2 protein-coding genes are annotated in these 1,509 nt (G+C 55.5%); both read left to right on the forward strand.

Annotation, left to right across the window (positions count from 1 at the left end; genetic code table 11):
- Positions 1 to 428: 428 nt before the first annotated feature.
- On the forward strand, positions 429 to 857 hold the full coding sequence (locus PO883_RS34385; protein WP_267692887.1) for a hypothetical protein: 429 nt from the start codon (positions 429 to 431) through the stop codon (positions 855 to 857).
- A 9-nt stretch (positions 858 to 866) separates the two neighbouring features.
- The gene (locus tag PO883_RS34390; RefSeq protein WP_289313791.1) at positions 867 to 1,154 is read left to right on the forward strand and encodes a type II toxin-antitoxin system RelE/ParE family toxin; all 288 of its coding nucleotides are present in this window, start codon (positions 867 to 869) and stop codon (positions 1,152 to 1,154) included.
- The last annotated feature ends 355 nt before the right edge of the window (positions 1,155 to 1,509 follow it).

Genomic DNA, 1,509 nt, shown 5'->3' on the forward strand with positions numbered 1-1,509 from the left:
TCTCGGTCATCAGCCCCTCGGTGCGTCACCGTTGGGACTCGTGGGATCATGGAGCCATTCGTAGCTCGCTGGAAGGCACGTCAAAGATCTGGATGCAAGTCTTCGCGATGGAGGAAGACGAAATCACGGTCAACGCGGCCGTGAACTGTGTTTATATACAGTAGAATATGGGCTTGTCGACCAGGAGACCATTTGTATATCCATATCGTGGCTTCGGCAATGCATATAGGGAAAACACAGAATTCAGGAAAAATAATCCGCCAAGACCGCTTCCCCGGTGGAGCGTGCCGTTGCGCTGTGTGCCGCATGTTCGCGCAAGCAGCGTTATGTCCAGTTTACGGCGCGGCCATCAATCTCTCAGCTTGCAATCTTCTATAATTTGCGGATAATTCAATGATTGGATGTTTCGCAAAACCTGGGAGAAATGCATGACCACCGACACCATCGACCACACCACCCTCATCAAGCTGGCCGAGGCCGGCGTTGTGCGCAGCGCCCACGCGGTCGGCCAGGCCGGCGGCTGGGGCATTCTAGTTAAATACGGCATGACCGAGCGTGCCCTGGCGGCCCAGCGCAGCCAGCAGGTCCGGATCTTCCGCAAGCTGGAAACGCTCGTGGAATACCTGAAAGGCATCGGCATCGCACGCTTCGACGTCGATGCCGTGAACTACGACCCCCGCAGCATCACCGCCACCAAGCGCCCCGATCGCGCCGCCGCGATGAAGGAGGCGCACGCCGCGGCCGCCTATACAAAATGGCTCAAGGCCGAGGTTCAGGAAGCGCTTGACGACACCAGCCCAACCATCCCGCACGACGAAGCGATGCGCCAGGTGCGCGCAGCAATAAAACTGGCGTAAGGAGAGCGCGTGCACCTCATCCACTGGAAAAAACAAGCGATCAATGACCTCATCAAAATCGGCCAGCATATCGCCAGGGACAGCCCTGCCAGTGCGGAAAAAGTGCTTGACCTCATCGAGGGCAAGGTGACGCCCCTCGCTGCCCATCCGAACCTCGGCCGCGCCGGCCGCAAGCGCGGCACCCACGAGCTGGTGGCCCACGAAAGCTATATCGTGATTTACCGCGTGCTGGCCAAGAAGGTCGACATCCTGCGCGTAAAGCACACGGCGCAGCAGTGGCCACCGGCATCCGCTTAGCGGAATATTTTTGGCCGTTTTCTATGTTTCCCCTATTCTCCCCTGCGGAGTAAAAATCCATGCAATTTTCAACTCTGTAAAAGCAACAAACATTGCATTTTTATATTGCATTACTGCCAACTGTGGTAAAATAGATATCTGCCGATGCCGTCGCTGATAGAACAAATGGCCGGTTTAAGCCCTCCCCCGTTAACTTGTGATATTGGAATAAAGCATGAGTAGAGCTTTGACCGTCTTACGTGATCTCATTGGAGACCGTCAGCACAATCGCCTATTGCGCTTGTCATTTCCAAACCAGGACGCCCCTTCTGGTCAGTTGCTCGTCAACAAGCTGGAAGCATTCGAGAGCTTGTCA

The sequence above is a fragment of the Massilia sp. DJPM01 genome (assembly GCF_030348125.1).
GTDB lineage: Bacteria > Pseudomonadota > Gammaproteobacteria > Burkholderiales > Burkholderiaceae_D > Telluria_A > Telluria_A frigida.